Source organism: Stenotrophomonas sp. LC732 (assembly GCF_052446685.1).
GTDB classification, from domain to species: Bacteria; Pseudomonadota; Gammaproteobacteria; order Xanthomonadales; family Xanthomonadaceae; genus Stenotrophomonas; species Stenotrophomonas muris.
In genome coordinates this window covers 107,501-125,725 of the sequence record NZ_CP199214.1, presented here as the reverse complement: position 1 = coordinate 125,725, position 18,225 = coordinate 107,501, and the positions used below count along the sequence as shown (strand labels likewise).

At 66.5% G+C, this 18,225-nt stretch carries 14 protein-coding genes and 3 rRNA genes (1 of these 17 running past the window's edge); 4 read left to right on the top strand and 13 right to left on the bottom strand.

All coding sequences use genetic code 11. From position 1 onward, the window contains the following. Positions 1-9: 9 nt before the first annotated feature. The 5 genes from ACT6SE_RS00665 to ACT6SE_RS00645 are packed head-to-tail and all read right to left on the bottom strand — an operon-like array spanning position 10 to position 3,914. A complete protein-coding gene (locus ACT6SE_RS00665; RefSeq protein ID WP_014645692.1) occupies positions 10-600 on the bottom strand; it encodes a cytochrome c oxidase assembly protein in 591 nt (196 codons plus the stop codon). After that, positions 597-797 (bottom strand): hypothetical protein, encoded by a 201-nt coding sequence (locus tag ACT6SE_RS00660; RefSeq protein ID WP_032957755.1) that lies wholly within the window; start codon positions 795-797, stop codon positions 597-599. Before ACT6SE_RS00660 ends, ACT6SE_RS00665 begins: the two co-directional genes overlap by 4 nt. A gap of 8 nt (positions 798-805) precedes the next feature. Then, positions 806-2,413, bottom strand: coding sequence for a cytochrome c oxidase subunit I (ctaD, locus tag ACT6SE_RS00655; protein ID WP_004153896.1), 1,608 nt, complete (start codon positions 2,411-2,413; stop codon positions 806-808). A gap of 59 nt (positions 2,414-2,472) precedes the next feature. After that, positions 2,473-3,426 (bottom strand): cytochrome c oxidase subunit II, encoded by a 954-nt coding sequence (coxB, locus tag ACT6SE_RS00650; RefSeq protein ID WP_046428202.1) that lies wholly within the window; start codon positions 3,424-3,426, stop codon positions 2,473-2,475. 11 nt (positions 3,427-3,437) lie between these two features. Beyond that, positions 3,438-3,914 (bottom strand): DUF2244 domain-containing protein, encoded by a 477-nt coding sequence (locus ACT6SE_RS00645; protein ID WP_046428199.1) that lies wholly within the window; start codon positions 3,912-3,914, stop codon positions 3,438-3,440. Between the two features lie 274 nt (positions 3,915-4,188). Between ACT6SE_RS00645 and putA the strand changes: the two genes are divergently transcribed. Then, the gene (gene putA / locus ACT6SE_RS00640; protein WP_046428197.1) at positions 4,189-7,407 is read left to right on the top strand and encodes a bifunctional proline dehydrogenase/L-glutamate gamma-semialdehyde dehydrogenase PutA; all 3,219 of its coding nucleotides are present in this window, start codon (positions 4,189-4,191) and stop codon (positions 7,405-7,407) included. Between the two features lie 151 nt (positions 7,408-7,558). Here putA and ACT6SE_RS00635 read toward each other — a convergent pair whose 3' ends face one another. From ACT6SE_RS00635 to ACT6SE_RS00625, 3 genes are all read right to left on the bottom strand, one after another. Further along, positions 7,559-8,632: an AAA family ATPase gene (locus tag ACT6SE_RS00635; protein ID WP_049420308.1), complete on the bottom strand. Its 1,074-nt coding sequence runs from the start codon at positions 8,630-8,632 to the stop codon at positions 7,559-7,561. Beyond that, on the bottom strand, positions 8,619-9,218 hold the full coding sequence (pnuC, locus tag ACT6SE_RS00630; RefSeq protein ID WP_049420306.1) for a nicotinamide riboside transporter PnuC: 600 nt from the start codon (positions 9,216-9,218) through the stop codon (positions 8,619-8,621). The genes ACT6SE_RS00635 and pnuC overlap by 14 nt, the downstream gene beginning before the upstream one ends. 113 nt (positions 9,219-9,331) lie before the next feature. Further along, a complete protein-coding gene (locus tag ACT6SE_RS00625; RefSeq protein ID WP_444811079.1) occupies positions 9,332-10,759 on the bottom strand; it encodes an outer membrane protein transport protein in 1,428 nt (475 codons plus the stop codon). Positions 10,760-10,984: 225 nt separating this feature from the next. Between ACT6SE_RS00625 and ACT6SE_RS00620 the strand changes: the two genes are divergently transcribed. After that, on the top strand, positions 10,985-11,677 hold the full coding sequence (locus tag ACT6SE_RS00620; RefSeq protein ID WP_005414994.1) for a rhomboid family intramembrane serine protease: 693 nt from the start codon (positions 10,985-10,987) through the stop codon (positions 11,675-11,677). An 83-nt stretch (positions 11,678-11,760) separates the two neighbouring features. Here the strand turns inward: ACT6SE_RS00620 and ACT6SE_RS00615 are convergent, their stop codons facing one another. Both ACT6SE_RS00615 and ACT6SE_RS00610 read right to left on the bottom strand, forming a co-directional pair. Continuing rightward, a complete protein-coding gene (locus ACT6SE_RS00615; protein ID WP_046428188.1) occupies positions 11,761-13,209 on the bottom strand; it encodes a S41 family peptidase in 1,449 nt (482 codons plus the stop codon). A 108-nt stretch (positions 13,210-13,317) separates the two neighbouring features. After that, a complete protein-coding gene (locus ACT6SE_RS00610; RefSeq protein ID WP_014645683.1) occupies positions 13,318-14,619 on the bottom strand; it encodes a murein hydrolase activator EnvC family protein in 1,302 nt (433 codons plus the stop codon). 95 nt (positions 14,620-14,714) lie between these two features. Between ACT6SE_RS00610 and ACT6SE_RS00605 the strand changes: the two genes are divergently transcribed. Further along, positions 14,715-15,377 carry a hypothetical protein gene (locus ACT6SE_RS00605; RefSeq protein WP_046428185.1) on the top strand — a complete coding sequence of 221 codons (663 nt, stop codon included), beginning with the start codon at positions 14,715-14,717 and terminating at the stop codon, positions 15,375-15,377. Positions 15,378-15,463: 86 nt separating this feature from the next. Next, the gene (locus ACT6SE_RS00600; protein WP_046428183.1) at positions 15,464-17,173 is read left to right on the top strand and encodes a M28 family metallopeptidase; all 1,710 of its coding nucleotides are present in this window, start codon (positions 15,464-15,466) and stop codon (positions 17,171-17,173) included. Positions 17,174-17,487: 314 nt separating this feature from the next. Here ACT6SE_RS00600 and rrf (ACT6SE_RS00595) read toward each other — a convergent pair. The 3 genes from rrf (ACT6SE_RS00595) to ACT6SE_RS00585 all read right to left on the bottom strand — a co-directional run. Further along, positions 17,488-17,602: ribosomal RNA gene (gene rrf, locus ACT6SE_RS00595) — 5S ribosomal RNA — on the bottom strand. 133 nt (positions 17,603-17,735) lie between these two features. Then, positions 17,736-17,850, bottom strand: a 5S ribosomal RNA gene (rrf, locus tag ACT6SE_RS00590). Positions 17,851-17,976: 126 nt separating this feature from the next. Beyond that, positions 17,977-18,225 (bottom strand): 23S ribosomal RNA (locus tag ACT6SE_RS00585); it runs 2,629 nt beyond the window's last position.

Sequence of the window (18,225 nt, the reverse complement as noted above, 5' to 3'; positions counted from 1 at the left end):
GTATCCGGGTCAGGGTGCGGCGTGCGCGCCGTCCGAGGTGGCGGCCGGAGCCAGCCGATCGGACAGCGCGTCGTTGCGGTAGAAGGTGTAGGACAAGGTGATCGTCCTGATCTCCGGCGGCAGGTCCGGATCGACGATGAAGCGCACCGGCATGTCGCGCTTCTCGCCGGCCTGCAGCGTCTGCGCGGTGAAACAGAAGCACTCGGTCTTGCTGAAGAAGCCCGACGCACGCGCCGGTGCCACCGAAGGCACCGCGCTGCCGACCACGGCAGCTGCGCTGTCGTTGCGGGCGAAGTACAGCGCCTCGTTGAGCTCGCCGGGCACCACGTCCATGGTCAGCTGCTCAGGATGGAACGACCACGGCAGTCGCGAATTGACGCCGCCATCGAACTCCACCCGCACGGTGCGCTTGCCGGCCGCGGCACCTGCGCTGGCTTCGCCACCGGGACCGCGTTCCAGGCGCACGCCGAACACCTTCTCGCAGGCGATGCGGTACAGCGGCACCAGCGAGAACGTCAGCAGGAACACCGCCACCGCCACGCCGATCAGGCGCGGCAGCCCGGCACTGCGTGACGGTGTGCTGGCCGGTGCCTCGCTCATCGGCCGATCACCCCGCTGAGGATGAAGCCGACGTAGACCAGCACAGCGATGGCGCCGACCCACACCGCCGTGCGCTTCGCACGCTGGCGCTGCTGCTCGATGCTTCCGCCCTGGTAGAGCCGACCGCTGGTCGGCTGCTTCTCATCCGCCGAGCATGGCTCGGCTCTACAGGTCTGCAGCGGGCTCTCGTTATGCATGCCCCACCTCAATGCGTGATGTCGTCATGCGCCAGATCCCCCGGGCGGATGGTCGGCGGGGTGGTGAAGGTGTGCGCCGGTGCCGGCGACGGCAGCGTCCATTCCAGGCCGCGTGCACCCTCCCAGGAACGCGCTTCGGCCTTCTCGCCGTTGCGCAGCGAGGACAGCAGGATCGCGGCCATCATGAACGGGGTGACGAACATGCCGAACGCACCGATCGAGCTGATCAGGTTCCAGTCGGCAAACGCCACGCTGTAATCGGGAATGCGGCGCGGCATGCCGGCCAGGCCGAGGAAGTGCTGCGGGAAGAACAGCAGGTTGACGAACACGATCGACCACCAGAAGTGCACCTTGGCCCACTTCTCGCTGTACATGCGCCCGGTCCACTTCGGCCACCAGTAGTACACCGCGGCGATCAGCGCGAACACCGCACCGGTCACCAGCACGTAGTGGAAGTGCGCGACCACGAAGTAGGTGTCGTGGTACTGGAAGTCGGCCGCCACGATGGCCAGCATCAGGCCGGAGAAGCCACCGATGGTGAACAGGATGACGAACGCCACCGACCACAGCATCGGTGCCTCGAACGTCAGCGAGCCACGCCACATGGTGCTGACCCAGTTGAACACCTTCACGCCGGTCGGGATCGAGATCAGCATGGTGGCGAACATGAAATAGATCTCGCCGCCCAGCGGCATGCCCACGGTGAACATGTGGTGGGCCCAGACGATGAACGACAGGAACGCGATCGCCGCGGTGGCGTATACCATCGCCTGGTAGCCGAACAGCGGCTTGCGGCTGAAGGTCGGGATGATCTCGCTGACCACGCCGAAGGCGGGCAGGATCATGATGTAGACCTCGGGGTGCCCGAAGAACCAGAAGATGTGCTGGTACATCACCGGGTCACCGCCACCGGCGGCGTTGAAGAAGCTGGTGCCGAAGAACTTGTCGGTCAGCAGCATGGTCACCGCACCGGCCAGCACCGGCATCACCGCGATCAGCAGGAACGCGGTGATCAGCCAGGCCCAGCAGAAGATCGGCATTTTCAGCAGGTCGATGCCCGGCGCACGCATGTTCAGCACGGTGGCGATGATGTTGATCGCACCCATGATCGAACTGATGCCGGCCACGTGGATAGCGAACACGCTGAAGGCCACGTTGTAGCCGCCCTGCAGCGACAGCGGCGGATACAGCGTCCAGCCACCAGCCGGCGCACCACCGGGCAGGAACAGGGTCAGCAGCAGCAGGCTGAAGGCCACCGGCAGCAACCAGAACGACCAGTTGTTCATGCGCGGCAGCGCCATGTCCGGCGCGCCGATCTGCAGCGGGATCATCCAGTTGGCGAGGCCGACGAAGGCCGGCATCACGCCACCGAAGATCATCACCAGCGCATGCACGGTGGTCATCTGGTTGAAGAACTCGGGCTTGACGAACTGCAGGCCGGGCTGTGCCAGCTCGGCGCGGATCACCACGCTCATCGCCGCACCGATGATGAACATGATGAAGCTGAAACCCAGGTACAGCGTGCCGATGTCCTTGTGGTTGGTCGAGAAGAACCAACGCTCGAAGAAACTCTGCTGGTGATGGTGATCGTCGTGCCCAACTGCCGAGTGCGCCATTGCAAAACACCTCTCAGAATCGGTTGTCACCACGGCCGCGGGCGGCCGCGGGCTTTACATCACGCGCCGCTGGCTGCAGTGGCAGGTGCGCTGGCCGCTTCTGCAGCAGCAGGCGCAGCCGGCGCCTCGCCCGCCGGTGCAGCCGGTTCGGCAGGTGCCGCAGGCGTGGCCGGCGCGGCAGCCGGCGCCGGCTTGCGCTGCGCCAGCCACTGTTTGAATTCCTCCTTGGACACCGCCTCGACCACGATCGGCATGAAGCCGTGGTCCTTTCCGCACAGCTCGGCGCACTGGCCGCGGTACACGCCAGGCTGCTCGATGCTGGTCCAGGCTTCGTTGATGAAGCCGGGAATGGCATCCTGCTTCCAGCCCAGCGCCGGCACCCACCAGGCGTGGATCACGTCGTCGGAGGTGATGACGAAGCGCACCTTGGTGTCGACCGGCAGCACCAGCCGGTTGTCGACATCCAGCAGGTAGTGCGGATGGCTTTCACGGGTCGGCACGATGCCACTTTGCCGCACGCGGTCGGACTCGCGGTCCAGTCGGCTGGTGAAGGTGACGTTCTCGCCGAGGTATTCGTACTTCCACATCCACTGGTAGCCGGTGACCTTGACCGTCATCTCGGCATCGCGGGTGTCGTACATCTTGATCAGGTTGGCCGTGGCCGGCCACGCCATCACGATCAGGATGATCACCGGGATCACCGTCCAGATGATCTCGGCCTTGGTGTTGTGGCTGAAGGTGGCGGCGACTGCCCCCTTGGATTTGCGGAACTTGAAGATGGCGTAGGCCATCGCGCCGAACACGATGACGCCGATCACCGTGCAGATGATCAACGAGAGATTGTTCGATTCCCAGGCCAGGCGCGAGGTCTGGGTCACCCCCTTGCCCATGTTCAGCTGCCACGGCTTGGGATCGGCCGCCTGGGCCCAGGCCAACGCCGGCATCAGTCCCCCGGCCACCATGGCGGTGACCACTGCAACGCACTTCGTGCCCCACCTGCTGCTTTGCTTCATTGCCTAGACCCTTAGCGTCGTCGGTTGCCGCCATCGCTGGCGGCGAGCAAGCTTTCAAGTGTCTCTGCGAGCGTCTGACGTTCGGCCGGCGCGAGGAAACTCCCCACCTCCACCTGCCGGCCGCTGGATGCCAGCCGGACCCTCTCATCGCCGGTGAGCAGGCGCACCCAGTGGGGGTGGGCCCGGAACACCGGCGATCCACCGGGTACGGGGATGACCTCCACGTACGCCGGCACTACCCGGATCTCCTCCTGCCGTTCACCGCTGCGCCACAAGGCACGCAGTGCCGCCGCCAGCACCAGGCTGTACAGCAGCGCGAACAGGGGGGCGAATGCACTGCCGGCCAACCACCCGAGGGCGGACACCAGCCACATCGCACCCGACAACACGGTGAACAACAGGACGAACTGCCGGGCATCGAGCGCCCGTGGGGGACGCAGCCGCAGCTGCGTACCTGACCCATCCGGAGCTGGAAGCACCTCGATCATGTCGCAACCGCGTTCCTGCCGCGGGAAACGTCTCGATGGTAGCCCCGCCCTCTCGCCGGTAGCAAGGGTGCATTCACACTTTTTCCCATGCTGCAACACAGCATGGGGTCGGCGGCGCGAATGCCGAATTCAGCACAAATATTGCCGGGCTTGCTGAACACGCTGAATCCACCACCATTAGGGGCTATCAGCCCTTCACTAAGGTGGCTGCGGGGCACTTCCGCAACCCGCAAAAATGATTAAAATCGCCAAGTTTTCCATTGGCCGGACCGGCATGAACGCACCTTCCTCCTCCCCTGCCGCCAGCGACGCCCAGCGTCCCGGCGCGCTGCTGTCGCCGGAACTGCCGGCGCCCCCCAACCCGTTCCGCCAGGCCATCACCGATGCCTGGTTGAAGGACGAGGCCAGCCACGTCCGCGAGCTGCTGGCGCAGGCCCGGCTGCCGGCCGACGAGCAGGCCAGGGTGCAGGCGCTGGCCGCCGACCTGGTCGGCCGCGTGCGCGTGCGTGCCAAGGACCAGGGCGCGATCGAAGCCTTCATGCGCCAGTACGACCTGGGCAGCGAAGAAGGCGTGCTGCTGATGTGCGTGGCCGAAGCGCTGCTGCGCATTCCGGACCAGGACACCGCCGACAAGCTGATCCGCGACAAGCTGGCCGATGCCGACTGGGAAAAGCACCTGGGCGGCAGCGACTCGGTGCTGGTCAACGCCTCCACCTGGGGCCTGATGCTGACCGGCAAGCTGGTACAGATGAACGACGCCACCCGCGCCGATGCGCCCAGCGCGTTCAAGCGCCTGGTCGGCCGCGTCGGTGAGCCGGTGGTGCGCCTGGCCGTGCGCCAGGCGATGAAGATCATGGGCCACCAGTTCGTCATGGGCCGCACCATCAGCGAGGCGCTGTCGCGCTCGCACAAGGGCGACAACGCGAACTACCGCTACTCCTTCGACATGCTGGGCGAAGGCGCGCTGACCATGAAGGACGCGCTGCGCTACCTGGAAGACTACCGTCGCGCGATCCACGCCATTGGCGGTGATCACAAGGCCCGCGGCGGCCGCCCGGATGGCGACGTCAACAACGCACCGGGCATCTCGATCAAGCTGTCGGCGCTGTACCCGCGCTACGAGCACGCCAAGCGCGAGCGCGTGCTGAAGGACCTGGTGCCGGGCGTGCTGGAGCTGGCGCAGCTGGCCAAGAGCTACGGCATCGGCTGCACCGTCGACGCCGAAGAGTCCGACCGCCTGGAACTGTCGCTGGACATCATCGAGCAGGTGTTCTCCGACGCCTCGCTGGCCGGCTGGGACGGCTTCGGCGTGGTCGTGCAGGCCTACCAGAAGCGCACACCGTACACGATCGACCACCTGGCCGACATGGCGCGCCGCGCCGGTCGCCGCCTGCAGGTGCGCCTGGTCAAGGGCGCCTATTGGGATGCCGAGATCAAGCGCGCGCAGATCGAAGGCTATCCGGGCTACCCGGTGTTCACCCGCAAGCAGAACACCGACGTGTCCTACTTGGCATGCGCCAAGCGCCTGTTCACCCATGCCGACGCGATCTACCCGATGTTCGCCACGCACAACGCGCACACCATCGCTGCGGTGCGCAGCATCGCCAACGGTGGCGTGTACGAGCACCAGAAGCTGCACGGCATGGGCGATGACCTGTACGCCGAAGTGGTGCCGGCCGATCGCCTGGGCCTGCCCTGCCGCGTGTATGCCCCGGTCGGTTCGCATGAAGACCTGCTGCCGTACCTGGTGCGCCGCCTGCTGGAAAACGGCGCCAACTCCAGCTTCGTCAACCGCATCACCGATGAGCGCGTGCCGATCGCCGACCTGATCCGCGATCCGGTCGAGATGGTCGCCTCGTTCGCTTCGATTCCGCATCCCAAGATCCCGCTGCCGGTAGACCTGCTGCGCAGCCAGAACCACGACAGGAAGAACTCCATGGGCGCCAACCTCGCCAACGACAACGAACTGCGCGCCCTCGCCGAGCAGCTCAACGCGGCCGTGAAGCCGTGGCAGGCCGCCCCGCTGGTGCCGGGTGCGAACCCGGCCGGCGCCTCGCTGCCGGTGACCAACCCGGCCGACACCCGCGAAGTGGTCGGCCAGTGGCTGGCCGCCGATGCCGCCACCGTGCAGAAGGCGCTGGCGAATGCCGTAGCCGCGCAGCCGGCCTGGAACCGCACCCCGGCCGCCAGCCGCGCCGCCATCCTCGAGCACGCCGCCGACCAGCTGGAAGCGCGCATGCCGGAGTTCATGGCGCTGTGCGTGAAGGAAGCCGGCAAGAGCCTGCCCGACAGCATCGCCGAAGTGCGCGAAGCCGTGGACTTCCTGCGCTACTACGCCAAGCAGGCGCGCGAGCAGTTCAGCCACGCCGAGAAGCTGCCCAGCCCGACCGGTGAGTCCAACGAGCTGCAGCTGCACGGCCGCGGCGTGTTCGTCTGCATCAGCCCGTGGAACTTCCCGCTGGCGATCTTCCTGGGCCAGGTCGCTGCTGCACTGGCCGCCGGCAACAGCGTCATCGCCAAGCCGGCCGAACAGACCAACCTGATCGGCTACTACGCGGTGAAGCTGCTGCACGAAGCTGGCGTGCCGGCCGAGGTGGTGCAGTACCTGCCGGGCGACGGCGCCACCGTCGGTGCCGCACTGACCGCCGACCCGCGCGTGGCCGGCGTGGCCTTCACCGGCTCCACCGACACCGCACGTGCGATCAACCGCGCCATGGCCGCGCGTGACGCCGCCATCGGTGTGCTGATCGCCGAGACCGGCGGCCAGAATGCCTTCATCGCCGACTCCTCGGCGCTGCCGGAACAGCTGGTCAAGGACGCGATCGGTTCGGCCTTCACCTCCGCCGGCCAGCGTTGCTCGGCCGCGCGCGTGCTGTTCGTGCAGGACGACATCGCCGACAAGGTGATGACCATGCTGGCCGGCGCGATGAAGGAACTGAAGGTCGGCAACCCGGGCCTGCTGTCCACCGACGTCGGCCCGGTGATCGACGCCGACGCGCTGAAGATCCTGCAGGACCACGCCGAGCGCATGGACCGCGAAGCGCGCCTGATCGCGGCCGCCGAGCTGTCCGCCGAAGCGGCCAATGGCACCTTCTTCGCACCGCGCGCGTATGAACTGAAGGACCTGGGCCAGCTGCACAAGGAAATCTTCGGGCCGGTCCTGCACGTGATCCGCTGGAAGGGCGACCAGCTCGACGCGGTGATCGACCAGATCAATGCCACCGGCTACGGCCTGACCCTGGGCGTGCATTCGCGCATCGACGAGACCGTTGATCGCATCAGCAACGGCGTCCACGTCGGCAACGTCTACGTCAACCGCAACCAGATCGGCGCGGTGGTCGGCGTGCAGCCGTTCGGCGGCCAGGGCCTGTCCGGCACCGGCCCGAAGGCCGGCGGCCCGCACTACCTGCTGCGCTTCGCTACCGAAAAGACGGTGACGGTGAACACCACAGCCGCCGGCGGCAACGCCTCGCTGCTGACCCTGGGCGACTGATCGCCTGCTTGATGCAGTAAACAAAAAACCCCGCGAACGCGGGGTTTTTTGTGCTTTGCTTCCTGTAGAGGCGGGCCCACGCTCGGCTTTCCTGGCTGTAGAGCCGAGCCCATGCTCGGCTTTTCTGGCGCAGCCGAGCGTGGGCTCGGCTCTACAGAGGCAAGGCGACACTGAACCGATTGTCCGCCCGCTTCGCCAGCTCGCCCTGCACGCGTGCGATGCGCGTCTCCAGATCGCCTTCCAGCAGCACATGCTCGACACCCTCTGCCTGCAGCTGCTCCAGGTACCACGCATGCTGCTGCGTCCGGAAGGCTTCGCCCACGCGCGTGCCATCCTGGTCAAACGGAATATCCGGCGCGCACAGGAACAGCAGGTCGTAGCGTCGTCGTGCCGCTTGCCGCAGCGGCTGCGGCGCCGTGCCAAACATCCAGCCGCTGTAGCCCAGCGTCACCAGCGGCGTGGTATCGCAGAACAGCCAGCGATGCGCACGCCGCACAGCTTCGTCTTCGTGCTGTGGCTGTGTCATTGCGATGCGCAGCAGATCGCCCGGCGTCAGCTCTCCGCCTCGCTGCTCCCACAGCGTGCGGCCATACTCCGGCACCCAGACAGTCTGCAGACGCTCGGCCAGCACGCGGGCCAGCGTGGTCTTGCCGCTGGACTCGCCACCGATGAAGGCCACGCGCTGTACATGGTCGGCATACACCTGCGGTGCGAGCCCATGGCGATGCGCATGCGGATCGCTGCGCAGCTCGGTGCCGCAGGCCTGCCCGACGTCCAATGCGCGTTCGAGCCGCTCATGGCGTACCGGCGCACCGAAGTGCGTGGCCAGCGCCTGCGCGAAGCCGTCACCGTAGTCCTCACCGGTGTACACCGCCTGCACCGGCCCACCGAACAGGTTCAGGCACAGCCAGGCGGTAAAGTCACGCTGCACCTGTTCGTCATCACTGTCCTGCGGCAGCGCTCGCACCGGCAAGCCATGCTGCGTGCACAATGCGGCCAGTCGCGCGTCGTCAAGCACCGCTACCGTGGCCTGCGGGAAACGCGCACGCAACCAGCGCTCGCGGCGCGCAGCGCTGTAGCCGGCAAAGCCCGGCTGCGACCAGCCGATCACCAGCAGCTGCTGGCAGCGCGTGGCGGCGAAGTCGATCAGTCGTTCATGGCCGAGATGCAGCGGGCAGAACTTGCCCACCACCAGGCCGCGTGCAACGCGCTCAGGCAGCGGCATCGGCCGCCCGGGCCTCGTCCCGCATCAGGTGCCGCCAATGGCGCAAGGCGACCAGCGCGTTGATCCAGAAGCCCACATACAGGATCGAGGTCAGGTGCAGGCCACGGCTGTAGTAGAGCGGCACCGCAACGGTGTTCACCAGCAGCCATACCCACCACGATTCCAGCTTGCGTCGCATCATCAGGACCTGCGCGATCACACTCAACACCAGCACCGCCGAATCGATGTACGGCGCATAGGCATTGGTCAGGCGGGTCAGCATCCAGCCGTAGCCGAACGTGGCCACTGCCGCCAGCGGCGCCAGCCAGGCCCAGGCGCGCGGCCGCAATGAAGTGATCGGCAACGGCGCGCCATGGTCACCACGCAGCCACTGCCACCAGCCCAGCACGCTGATGGCGATGAAGAAGAACTGCAGCACCATGTCCGCATACAGATGCGATCGTTCGAACACGGCAGCAAACAAGGCGCAGCCGACGATGCCCAGCCACCAGGTGTGCACGTTGTTGCGGCCGGCCAGCAGGATCGAGCCGGCGACGGCGATGTTGGCAGCCAGCTCCAGCTGGAAGTTCGGATCGGACAGGTTCATGTCGCTATTGTCGTGGATCCGTGCGCTGCGTGGACGCCCCGGCCCGTCCCCACAAAAAGAAAGGCCCCGCTTGCGCGGGGCCTCCTTCGTACTGCTCCAGGCAATCGCCCGAATCAGAACTTGTACTGCATCGACGCCGCCAGCACGTCGCCGCTGACCTTGTACTTGCCGGTCACGGTGTTGCCGGTGGCCGAGGTCGAGGTGATGTTCGGATCCTTGGTGAACAGGTGGGTGTAGCCCACGCTGTATTCCATCTTGTCCGAAGCGGCGTAGGTCATGCCCAGCGACATCCACTTGCGGGTGGTGTCCGGCACGCGCACGTCGCGGTGGGCATCGGTGGTCGGGGTCTGGTCATAGGCCAGGCCGCCGCGCAGGGTCAGCTTGTCGTTCACGCGGAAATCGGTACCGATCGACGCGAAGGTGGTGTCACGGTAGTGGAACGGCAGCACGCTGTCCGGCTGGTTGGAGTCGTAATCGACGACGACCTGGTCGAACTTGCTCCACGCGGTGCGCGTGACTTCAGCCATGATCTGCCACTGGTCGTTCACACGGTGGGTGAAGCCCACGGTGGCGCTGGCCGGCAGGGTGATGGTCGCGCGACCGTTGCTGTCGATGAAGGTACCCGGGGCAGCAGTGGCCAGGAAGGCCGCCGCATTCTGCGGGATGGTGAAATCGGCCTTGCCGTCGGTGATCTTGTGCTCGACCTTCGAGCGGTAGCTGAACGCGATGTTGGTGCCTTCCACCGGGGTGACGGTCATGCCCAGGGTGTAACCGACCGACACTTCATCGCCCTTGATGCGCAGGTAGCCATCGGCGGTGCCCGGCGAGAAGCCGAGCTGGGCGGCCTGGCGTGCAGCCGCCTGCGACGCCGCCGCAGCCTGGGCCGCGGTGCCGCCGGCAGCCAGCACACGCGCCGCAGCGGTGCGCTGGGCAGTGGCGTTGATCGCGGTGCCGGTGTCGACAGCGCTGGTCAGGTCGACGTTCAGGCGCTCGGCGAACACCGACGCACCGAACGACAGGTACGGGTTGACGTCATAGGAGAACGCCACGCCCAGGTCGATGGCCTGCAGCTCGGTCTTGACGCCGTTGTAGCGGCCGACCCAGTCGCGGTCGTATTCGGTCTTGAAGCCGAACGGCACGGTCAGCGAAGCACCGAAGTGCATGTTGTCGTTCTCGCCGAACGGCACGTGGAAGTACGCGGCCGGAACCGGGGCGATCATGCCGGCGTCGCCGCCGTTGCCACCGGAAATCGGCGCGCCGTTGGCGTACTTGCCCTGGCCGCGGAACTTGGCGCCGAAGCTGATGGCGCTGACGTCGCCCTGGACCAGGGTGCCGTCGAGCAGGCGCATGGACGCCGGGTTGGTAGCGATGACCGAGGCGTCACCTTCGGTCGAGGTGGAGCCGGCGAACGCGCGGCCCAGGCCCTTGGCGCTGTTTTCCTTCAGCTGGAAGGCGGCAGCATTGGCATCGGCGGCGGCCAGCGCACCGGCAACGCCGACGGCCAGCAGGGTCAGTCGGGCAATGGTGGAAGCGGTTTGCATCGTAGTTCTCTCTCCGGTAAGCGGTGATGGTGCTCTGAGTGCGCCTGCGCCCGCCGGGTCCTGGGACCCATCGGAGCGCGCCGGATTCCCCTCCCGACATACGACGCCGTATGCGAGTATTACCCAGAGCTGTTAATGAAACAATAACAGCGCAGGCGGTTTTTTCGTCTCAAAAGCTGAACAGGACCGTCCCCACCGAACGTGGCCGCACGCTAGGCTATTGGCATGTTCGTCTCCCTCCCGTCGCGCAAGAAGGCGGCCCTGCGTTGGGCCACGCCCGTGCTGTTCGCGTCATTGTGGCTGGCATTCCTGTGGTCGATCTCGCGCCCGGACGATGCCCGCGGCAGTCTCTGGCTGGACTGGGGCGCCCTGTCCACCGGCCTGACCCGTCCGCTGGACTGGTGGGCGACCCTGCAGGACGGCAGCGTGCTGCGCCTGTTCACTGCGCTGTTCCTGCACGCCGACTGGTCGCACCTGCTGGGCAACCTGGTGTTCCTGCTGATCTTCGGCCTCCCCGCCGAGCGGGTGTTGGGACCCTGGCGGTTGCTGCTGCTGTTCCTCGTGGGCGGCGCGGTATCGAACCTGGTGGCGATCTACACCATGGGCAGCCCGGACCAGATCATCATCGGCGCCAGCGGCGCGGTGTCGGCGCTGATCGGCGCCTATCTGGCCCTGTTCCCCGGTGCCCGGCTGGGCGTGGTGATCCCGCTGGGCCTGTTCCTGGAGTTCGTGCGCGCCCCGGCCTACCTGCTGATCGGCGTCTGGGCCGCGCTGCAGGTGGTGTTCGCCCATATCGGCCCCAGCTTCGGCATGGTGGCCTGGTGGGCGCACATCGGCGGCTTCGTGTTCGGCGTGGTGTATGGCGTGTACGTGCGCGCCGCGATCGCGCGCCGCCTGCGCAAGCGGCACGGATTCTGACCCCTGGTAGTGCCGGCCGCTGGCCGGCTCCACGCTCACCCGCTCGTTCGTAGATCAGTCGAGCATGGCTCGACTCTACAAAATCAAGGCTTGGCCGGGACGGGTTCGGGCTTTGCTTCCGGCTTTGCTTCCGGCTTTGCTTCGGGCTTTGCTTCCGGCTTCGCCGCAGCGGCCTTCGCGGCCTTGGCCGCATCCGCCTTGGCGGCCTCGGCCTTCAACCGTGCGGCCACCGAGCCTGGGTTCTTCAGCTCGGCCAGCGCGTCGTTGATCGGGCCATCGCCCGGCAGCACCGCACCGGCGTGGTAGCCCTCGGTGCCTTCGTCATCGCCGCGCAGATGGCCCGGCAGGGTGGCTTCGCTGTAGTCGCTCAGGCTGGCCGGCAGTGCATCCTCGGCCGGCGTGGCGGCCGGTTTCAGCTCGACGTCCGGCACGATGCCGGTGGCCTGGATCGATTTGCCGCTGGGCGTGTAATAGCGCGCGGTGGTCAGCTTCACCGAATCACCGTTGTCCAGCGGCAGCACGGTCTGCACCGAGCCCTTGCCGAAGGTACGGCTGCCGACCACGCGCGCCCGCTTGTTGTCGCGCAGCGCGCCGGCCAGGACTTCCGATGCACTGGCCGAACCGGCATCGGCCAGCACGACCACCGGTGCGCCCTTCAGCAGGTCGCCCGGGGTCGCGTCGAATCGTGCATCGCTGATGCTGATGCGGCCACGGGTGCTGACGATGTTGCCCTTGTCGAGCAGATCATCGGCCACCTGCACGGCAGCGGTCAGCAGGCCACCCGGGTTGCTGCGCAGGTCCAGCACCAGGCCCTTGAGCTGGCCACCGGACTGCTTCTGCAGCTGCTGCACGTGCTTCTGGAAGTCCGAACCGGTATCGGCCTGGAAGGTGCTCAGGCGGATGTAGCCATAGCCGGGTTCCAGCAGGCGGCTGCGCACGCTGGTCACGCGGATGGTCTGGCGGGTGAGGCTCACGTCGAACGGCTTGGGCTTGCCTTCGCGCACGATGGTCAGCACCACCTTGCTGCCGGCCGGGCCGCGCAGCGGCTCGCTGGCATCGATCGCACTGATCGGCTTGCCGTCGATGGCGATGATCAGGTCACCAGCGAGGATGCCGGCCTTGGCCGCCGGGGTGTCGTCGATCGGCGCGATCACCTTCATGCTGGCGTTGTCCGGCTGCTGCTGCAGCTCCACGCCGATGCCCTCGTAGGCACCATTGGCCTGCTCGTCGAAGGCCTGCGCGTCTTCCTTGTTGAAGTAGGTGCTGTGCGGATCGAGGTCGAGCAGCAGGCCACGCACGGCCGACTGCATCAGCTTCTTGTCATCGACCGGATCGACATAGGCGGCGCGCACCGCGTTGTACACGGCCACGAAACGGCGGATGTCCTCCAGCGGCACCTTCGAGGTCACCGCCTCCTCGCTGTTCGCTGCCTGCCCGCTGGTTTCCTGGCTCGGGGCGGGCGCGGTCTGCTGCGCCCAGGACAGCGCTGGCAACAGGGCCAGCAAGAGGGTGGCGGTACGGGCTGCGCGCATGGATCACTCCTGTCGACGTTGGCATCGTGCCCAAGGCACATGCACCGATTATGCGCGAAGCACAGCTAAATTCCCGTTGAATCCAACTCGCATCCGGCAGGCCTGGATTCAGCGCCGCTGCAGCCAGCTGTCCGGGTTGACCGGCTGCCCGCCACGGCGCAGCTCAAAGTACAGCGCGGTGACGCCCTGGCCACCGGAATTGCCGACCTTGGCCACCGCATCACCGCGGCTGACCCGTGCGCCGGCATCCTTCAGCAGGGTGTCGTTGTGGGCATACAGGCTCATGTAGCCATTGCCGTGGTCGACGATCAGGATCATGCCGTAGCCGGTCATCCAGTCGGAGAACACCACGGTGCCGTCGGCCACGGCCGTGACGGTGCTGCCGGCCGGCGCGCCGATCAGCACGCCGCTGCTGGTACGGCCATCGGGCAGCTTGCCGCCATAGCGGGCCAGCAGGTTGCCGGACAACGGCCAACCCAGGCCGCCGACCTTCGGTGCCGGTGCCGACGCCACCGCAGGTGGAACCTTGGTTGCCGGCGGAGGTGGCCGGCCCTGTGCGGCCGCCTGGCGTGCGGCCCGCTCGGCAGCGGCCTTTTCGGCAGCAGCTCGACGTGCCGCCGCGCGACGCTCGGCTTCGGCCCGGGCGGCAGCGGCACGCAGATTGGCCAGCAGCGTTTCCAGCGCCTTGGCATCCTGGCCCAGTGCCTGTTCCTTCTCGCGCCGGTCCTTGAAGCGTTCGTCGAGCGAGGCCACGGTCTGCGCGCGGTCACGGCGGTCGGCCGCCAGCGCCGCTGCCTGCTGCTTCTGGTCCTGCTGCGCCCCCTGCAGCTTCTGCTTGCGCTCGGCGATCTGCGCCTGCAGCGCTTCCAGTTCCTTCAGGTCGGCGGTGAGCGTGGTGATGCGCTGCGCTCGTTCGCGCTGCAGGTAACGATGGTAGGCCAGGGCGCGATTGGCATCGGCCACCGTGTCCTGCGACAGCAGCAGCTTCAGCGGTGCGTGATTGCCAAGCTGATACGCCGCGCGCAGCAGGCCGGCCAGTTCGCGGTGCTGCTGGGCCAGGTTGGTTTGCAGGCTGCTGCGGCGCTGCTCGGCCTGGGCCAGGGCCTGGGCCTGCTCGCGCAGCGCCGCTTCGGTCTGCGCAAGCGCACGGCCGGTGCGTGCCACCTTCTCGTCGGCCTCGCGCAGCTGTTGCGATGCTTGGCCACGCTGCCCTTCGATCTGCCGTCGCTCCTGCGCCACGCCCTTCAGCTCGGTACGCAGCTTCTGCAGCTTGCGCTCGGTCTCGCGGGTGGTCTGCGCAGCACCCGGCAGGGGCAGGGCCAGCGCCACAGCCAGCCCCAGCAGCAGCCAGCGCCCGCCGCGTACGGCGGCGATGTGATGTCGGCGTGATGGGAAGGCGTTGTCGCGCAAGGGCTTTCCAGTGACTTCAGGCAGTTGCGGGGGGTACCGGGGAATGGTGACATCTCCGCACGCGGCCTGCCAGCCGCACATCCATCGAGGTTCCCATGAAAACTCTATCCATTCCGCTGCTGTTGGGCGTACTGCTGGTCACCGGGCCGGTCTGCGCCCAGGAGAACATCAGCAAGGTCAACGGCAGCATCAGCGCCGAACCCGGCCAACGCTACGGCAAGCTGGACACCGTCAACGGCGGCATCCGCGTCGGCGAAGGCGTCGAGACCGGAAGCATCGACACCGTCAACGGCGGGGTGAAGGTTGCCGACCGCGCACGCACCGGCAAGATCGAGACCGTCAACGGCGGTGTCCGCCTGGGTCGTGAAGTGATCGCCAGCGGTGGCGTCAGCACCGTCAACGGCAGCATCTTCACTGATCGCAGCAGCCAGATCGAAGGCGGCGTCGAGACCGTGAACGGCGGCATCGGCCTGGTCGAGAGCCGCGTCGGCAAAGACGTCGAGACCGTCAACGGTGACATCACCGTCGGCATCGGTTCGCAGGTCAACGGCGGCGTGCATGTGCGCAAGCCGAACTTCAGTGTCTCGCTCACCGCCAGCCGCAAGCCGCGCGTGATCATCGGCCCCAACGCGGTCGTCAGTGGGCCGCTGCAGTTCGAGCGCGAGGTGGTGCTGTACGTGCATCGCACCGCACGCATCGGCCCGGTCACCGGGGCCGAGCCGATCCCGTTCGATACCGAAACCGCGCCGGCCGACTGAACCCGTCGCACCCGCCGCTTCAGTGATACTCGCGTTTACCGGTCGCGCATGAGATGCGACCGCCCTTTGTTCTCCAGGAATCGACGATGCCCCGCAAACTCCTCCTGTGCTTGGCCGCCGCGGCCGCGCTCAGTGCCTGCAAAGGCGAATCCACGCCGGCTGCCACGCCGCCCACCGATACCGCTGCCGCGAAGCCGGCCGCCCATCAGTTCTCACCGGAGATCAACGCCGGCGACTTCGCCGAGATGGTCAAGACCCTGGCTTCGGATGAGTTCGAAGGCCGCGCCCCGGGCAGCGAGGGCGAAGAACTGACGGTCAACTACATCCGCGACCAGATGCAGCGCATCGGCCTGCAGCCCGGCAACGGCGACAGCTGGTTCCAGGATGTGCCGATGACCGAGACCACGGCCGATGAATCGACCGTGCTGAAGATCACCCAGGGCGGCAAGACCACCGAACTGAAGTTCGGCACCGACATGGTGGTCGGCACCCGTACCGGCCAGGCCGAAGTGAAGGTCGATGCCAGCGACCTGGTGTTCGTCGGCTATGGCGTCGATGCGCCGGAGCAGAAGTGGAACGACTACGCCGGTCAGGACTGGAAGGGCAAGACGGTCGTGATGTTCGTCAACGACCCGGGCTTCCACGTCGACGACGCGAAGCTGTTCGACGGCAAGCGCATGACCTACTACGGCCGCTGGACCTACAAGTTCGAGGAGGCCGCCCGCAAGGGCGCCGCCGCCGCGCTGATCGTGCACGACACCGCCGGCGCGTCCTACGGCTGGGACGTGGTGAAGAATTCCTGGGCTGGCCCGCAGTACGACCTGCCCGCCAAGGATGACCCGGAAGCGCGCATCCCGGTACAGGGCTGGCTGAGCGCCGACGCGGCCAAGGCGCTGTTCGCCGGTGCCGGCCTGGACCTCGCCCAGGCCTACAAGGACGCCAGCAAGCGCGGTTTCAAGCCAGTGCCGCTGAAGGCCACCGCTGCGGTCGACCTGAAGAGCCAGATCGCACAGAAGCAGTCGCGCAACGTGGTCGGCGTGCTGCCGGGCAGCAAGCGCGCTGACGAGGCCGTCCTGTACATGGCGCACTGGGACCACCTGGGCAAGCATGAGGGTGAGACCGGCGACAACATCTACAACGGCGCGGTCGACAACGCCACCGGCGTGGCTGGCATTCTCGAAGTGGCCGAAGCCATGGCCCACCAGGAGCCGAAGCCGGAGCGTTCGGTGGTGTTCCTGGCGGTGACCCTGGAGGAGTCCGGCCTGCTGGGTTCCAAGTACTACGTCGCCCACCCGACCTTCCCGCTGGACAAGATCGCCGGCGTGATCAACATCGATGCGATGTCGGTGGCCGGCCGTGCCAAGGACGTGACCGTCACCGGCTTCGGCAGCTCGGAGCTGGAGGACATCCTCAAGCCGCTGGCCGCCGCTCAGGACCGCACCCTGCACGGTGAGACCTCGGTACAGAGTGGCTTCTACTTCCGCTCCGATCACTTCAACTTCGCAAAAGCGGGTGTGCCGGCCCTGTACGCCGATGGCGGCGAAGACCTGCGCGAGGGTGGCGTGGACGCGGGCCGCAAGGCGGCGGCGGACTACGGCGCCAACCGTTACCACGGCCCGAAGGACGAGTTCGACGCCGCCACCTGGAAGCTGGACGGCACCGTCGAAGACCTGCAGCTGATGTACGGCGTGGGCAAGGAACTGGCCGGTGGCGATCGTTGGCCGAACTGGTATGCAGGCAATCCGTTCAAGGCAGCCCGCGACGCGATGATGAAGGACAAGGTCCCGGCCAAGTAAAGTCGGGCCATGCTCGACTGAGCACTGTTGAGAGCAGAGCGGCGCCCCACGGGGCGCCGCTTTTCTTTTGCGTACCGTCGGCGGCTCATCCACGGTTGGTGTGGATCTGCCGGTAGTGCCGGCCGCTGGCCGGCAATCGATTGGTAGCGGCCAACCCTGGTTGGCGCCATGCTCCTCGCGGAGCACTTACGCATGGCGTGGATCTACCGGGCTATGCAACGCCATCGGGTTGCCGGCCAGCGGCCGGCACTACCTGCACTTTCTGCGCACAAAGAAAAACCCCGCTGCATGAGCAGCGGGGTTTTGGGTGTAAACCCTGGCGATGACCTACTCTCGCATGGCTTGAGCCACACTACCATTGGCGCAGCTGCGTTTCACTTCCGAGTTCGGGATGGGATCGGGTGGTTCCACAGCGCTAATTTCACCAGGGAGACGGTTGCAGCAGCGCTTGCAGCGCCAGCTTCGCGATCTTGCCCTTGGGGCGGAAGGGACCCGCAAAATGCAGTGCCTTCACTTAATAAGAAAAACCCCGCTGCGCAAGCAGCGGGGTTTTGGGTGTAAACCCTGGCGATGACCTACTCTCGCATGGCTTGAGCCACACTACCATCGGCGCAGCTGCGTTTCACTTCCGAGTTCGGGATGGGATCGGGTGGTTCCACAGCGCTAATTTCACCAGGGAGGCTTTTGGAGCGTCGCACTCGTCCCGGTGGGACAAGGCGCCAGCCTCGCATAGTTCTTGTGACGTAGCGTGCACTTGGATGCTCTTACGACGTTGTCGTAAAGCCAAGGCAACTTGAGGTTATATGGTCAAGCCGCACGGATCATTAGTATCAGTTAGCTCAATACATTGCTGTACTTACACACCTGACCTATCAACCACGTAGTCTACATGGTTCCTTCAGGGGGCTTGTGCCCCGGGAGATCTCATCTTGAGGCGCGCTTCCCGCTTAGATGCTTTCAGCGGTTATCGCTTCCGAACATAGCTACCCGGCAATGCCACTGGCGTGACAACCGGAACACCAGAGGTTCGTCCACTCCGGTCCTCTCGTACT

Excerpts from the sequence above, each read along its gene's own strand:
- ACT6SE_RS00665 (WP_014645692.1), bottom strand. The coding sequence starts at position 600 with ATGAGCGAGGCACCGGCCAGCACACCGTCACGCAGTGCCGGGCTGCCG.
- ACT6SE_RS00660 (WP_032957755.1), bottom strand. The coding sequence starts at position 797 with ATGCATAACGAGAGCCCGCTGCAGACCTGTAGAGCCGAGCCATGCTCG.
- ctaD (WP_004153896.1), bottom strand. The coding sequence starts at position 2,413 with ATGGCGCACTCGGCAGTTGGGCACGACGATCACCATCACCAGCAGAGT.
- coxB (WP_046428202.1), bottom strand. The coding sequence starts at position 3,426 with ATGAAGCAAAGCAGCAGGTGGGGCACGAAGTGCGTTGCAGTGGTCACC.
- ACT6SE_RS00645 (WP_046428199.1), bottom strand. The coding sequence starts at position 3,914 with ATGATCGAGGTGCTTCCAGCTCCGGATGGGTCAGGTACGCAGCTGCGG.
- putA (WP_046428197.1), top strand. The coding sequence starts at position 4,189 with ATGAACGCACCTTCCTCCTCCCCTGCCGCCAGCGACGCCCAGCGTCCC.
- ACT6SE_RS00635 (WP_049420308.1), bottom strand. The coding sequence starts at position 8,632 with ATGCCGCTGCCTGAGCGCGTTGCACGCGGCCTGGTGGTGGGCAAGTTC.
- pnuC (WP_049420306.1), bottom strand. The coding sequence starts at position 9,218 with ATGAACCTGTCCGATCCGAACTTCCAGCTGGAGCTGGCTGCCAACATC.
- ACT6SE_RS00625 (WP_444811079.1), bottom strand. The coding sequence starts at position 10,759 with ATGCAAACCGCTTCCACCATTGCCCGACTGACCCTGCTGGCCGTCGGC.
- ACT6SE_RS00620 (WP_005414994.1), top strand. The coding sequence starts at position 10,985 with ATGTTCGTCTCCCTCCCGTCGCGCAAGAAGGCGGCCCTGCGTTGGGCC.
- ACT6SE_RS00615 (WP_046428188.1), bottom strand. The coding sequence starts at position 13,209 with ATGCGCGCAGCCCGTACCGCCACCCTCTTGCTGGCCCTGTTGCCAGCG.
- ACT6SE_RS00605 (WP_046428185.1), top strand. The coding sequence starts at position 14,715 with ATGAAAACTCTATCCATTCCGCTGCTGTTGGGCGTACTGCTGGTCACC.
- ACT6SE_RS00600 (WP_046428183.1), top strand. The coding sequence starts at position 15,464 with ATGCCCCGCAAACTCCTCCTGTGCTTGGCCGCCGCGGCCGCGCTCAGT.